This is a genomic window from Polynucleobacter sp. 39-46-10, from assembly GCF_002282275.1.
The window spans coordinates 1-2,555 of sequence record NZ_NCJB01000318.1 but is presented as its reverse complement, the minus strand read 5'-3'; the positions used below and the strand labels follow the sequence as shown (position 1 = coordinate 2,555).

Genomic DNA, 2,555 nt, shown 5'->3' with positions numbered 1-2,555 from the left:
TCGACCTGGGCTCGAACCAGGGACCTACGGATTAACAGTCCGGCGCTCTACCAACTGAGCTATCGAGGAATAAGCCGATATTATAGCAAGATGAAATCACTCACCCCAACTTCTATACAGATACCCAAAGTATTGACCATTGCCGGGTCCGATAGCGGCGGTGGCGCGGGCATCCAGGCGGACCTCAAAGTCATTACAGCCCTTGGCGGATATGGGATGACAGTCATCACCGCTATCACTGCCCAGAACACTTTGGGGGTGAGCCGCATTCAGGATATTGACCTTGATGTGGTGGAGGCTCAGATCGATGCGGTATTCATGGATATCGGGGTGGACATCGTCAAAATTGGCATGTTGGCTAGCCCAGAAATTGTTCATACTGTGGCATCAGCCCTCAAGCGCCATGGAGCTAAAAGAATTGTCTTGGATCCAGTATTAAGAGCCACATCCGGCGCTAGTCTGGGTGGTGACGATACTGCCCAAGCCATGATTATGGATTTATTCCCAATGGCAACATTAATTACGCCTAATCTCGAGGAAGCCGGCCTACTTTTAGGGCGAGAGCTTACTGGTGCGGCAGATTTTCAATTGGCGGCTGAAGAGTTGCTTGAGATGGGTCCACAAGCAGTTTTGATTAAGGGTGGTCACCTCGATAAATCCCATACTCAATTGACTGATTTTCTGATGTGGCGAACGATTGAAGATGGTCTTGAAGTGGTTCAGTCAAAAGAGTTCAAACACTATCGCGTTAATACGGCTAATACCCATGGCACCGGCTGCTCATTAGCCTCTGCTATTGCAACTTATTTAGCAGATGGTCATGACTTGCCGCATTCTGTAGCAAAGGCAATTTCTTACGTTGAAGCAGGGCTCGAGGCAGGGCGTTTCTTAAGTATTGGTGAGGGGCCTGGTCCTCTGTGGCACATGCACGATTTCTATAAAACTGCATTACCGGATGAAGAGGGTAAGTATTAAGTTAAGCCTGGGTTTAATGCCTTAGGTTTTCATTAACTCTTGTAATCGTTTCACGGCAGCCTTGGGATCACTTGCACCAATAATTGCCCTGACAACAGCAACAGAGCCCACACCGCTCTGTGCAACCGCATGAATACTTCCTTCATCAATGCCGCCAATAGCTACAAGGGGATAGTGATTCATTAATTGAGCATATTTATATAAACGTCCTAAGCCTTGGGGTGCTGTAGCCATCTTTTTAAGATTGGTTGGGAAGACTGCACCCATAGCGATATAGCTTGGGCAGAAGCGATCGGCATAAATCATCTCGGCATAGCCGTGCGTACTAAGACCCAAGCGGAGTCCTGCAGACCGAATGGCATCAAAATCTGCCGTTTCTAAATCTTCTTGGCCTAGATGAATACCGTAGGCACCAGCCTCAATCGCCTCTTGCCAGTAGTCGTTAATAAAAAGTAAAGTTCTGCTGCCTTCAACCGCTTCAACTGATTCCTTAATTTGCTTTTTAATCAGTTTTTTGTCTTCGGATTTAAGACGCAGTTGAACTGTTGGAATCTCAGCCTCAACCATCCGTTTTACCCAATCGGCATCGGGCATCACAGCATATAAACCCAAACGCTTTGGACATTCTGCAAAGGCCTTGGGATTCATATTCCGAGTCCAAGGCAACAGATCGAAATGTTCTGGTCTGGATGGCCACTTAAGGGGATTGAAATTACCATCTTGATGAACCATGCGCGACCAGGCTTTGCCTAAGGCCTTGGCATCACATTCAATGAAGCCCATGTCAATTGCGGCAACTGTACCCGCTAACTCGTAATGATCAGCCGCCTGTTCATTATCAATTTTTGGTGGAGGTGATGACAAGCCGTATGCCGGAATGGGCAAACACAAATCATCCTTGATATGGGCTGCAACAATTTGATCCGCAAGGTCGCGAACTAGGCTCATTAGTTTTGTCTTTTAACTTTGATGCCAGAAGGGTGTGCCAACCAAAGGCGTGCTGGCTTGTGCTGACTGCTGGGCTTTCATGGCGCCGGAGAGGTAGGCAGTACGACCAGCATCCACTGACATCGCAAATGCTTTAGCCATGGCTACGGGATCATCAGCTAGCGCAACGGCGGTATTGAGTAAAACCCCATCAAACCCCCATTCCATTACGCTACATGCATGGGAAGGTAAACCTAAACCAGCATCCACCAGAAGTGGCACTTTCAAACGGTCACGTAGAAGTTTTAATGCGTAAGGATTTAATGGGCCTTGACCTGTGCCAATTGGGGCAGCCCAAGGCATGACTGCCTGGCATCCGACATCGACTAAACGCTGGCACAGAATGAGATCTTCGGTGCAATAAGGTAAGACCTTAAAGCCATCCTTAATTAAAGTTTCTGCAGTAGAGACCAGACGCAAGGTATCGGGCTGCAGTGTGTAGTCATCACCGATGAGTTCCAACTTAATCCAGTTTGTTTCAAATACTTCGCGCGCCATTTGAGCAGTAGCGATGACTTCTTTAGGGCTATGACAACCTGCAGTATTGGGTAAAACTGGAACAGCCATTTTCTTAAGGAGATCCCAAAATCCAG

The 2,555-nt window shown here is 47.7% G+C and carries 3 protein-coding genes; 1 reads left to right on the top strand and 2 read right to left on the bottom strand.

Annotated elements, in window-relative coordinates:
• Positions 1-90: 90 nt before the first annotated feature.
• A complete protein-coding gene (gene thiD, locus B7X71_RS15060) occupies positions 91-975 on the top strand; it encodes a bifunctional hydroxymethylpyrimidine kinase/phosphomethylpyrimidine kinase (protein ID WP_293599196.1) in 885 nt (294 codons plus the stop codon).
• 21 nt (positions 976-996) lie between these two features.
• Here the strand turns inward: thiD and B7X71_RS15055 are convergent, their stop codons facing one another.
• Both B7X71_RS15055 and B7X71_RS15050 read right to left on the bottom strand, forming a co-directional pair.
• The gene (locus tag B7X71_RS15055; RefSeq protein WP_293601276.1) at positions 997-1,923 is read right to left on the bottom strand and encodes a thiamine phosphate synthase; all 927 of its coding nucleotides are present in this window, start codon (positions 1,921-1,923) and stop codon (positions 997-999) included.
• A 12-nt stretch (positions 1,924-1,935) separates the two neighbouring features.
• Positions 1,936-2,555: thiazole synthase (locus B7X71_RS15050; protein WP_293601274.1), on the bottom strand; the 620-nt coding region annotated here is incomplete at its 5' end.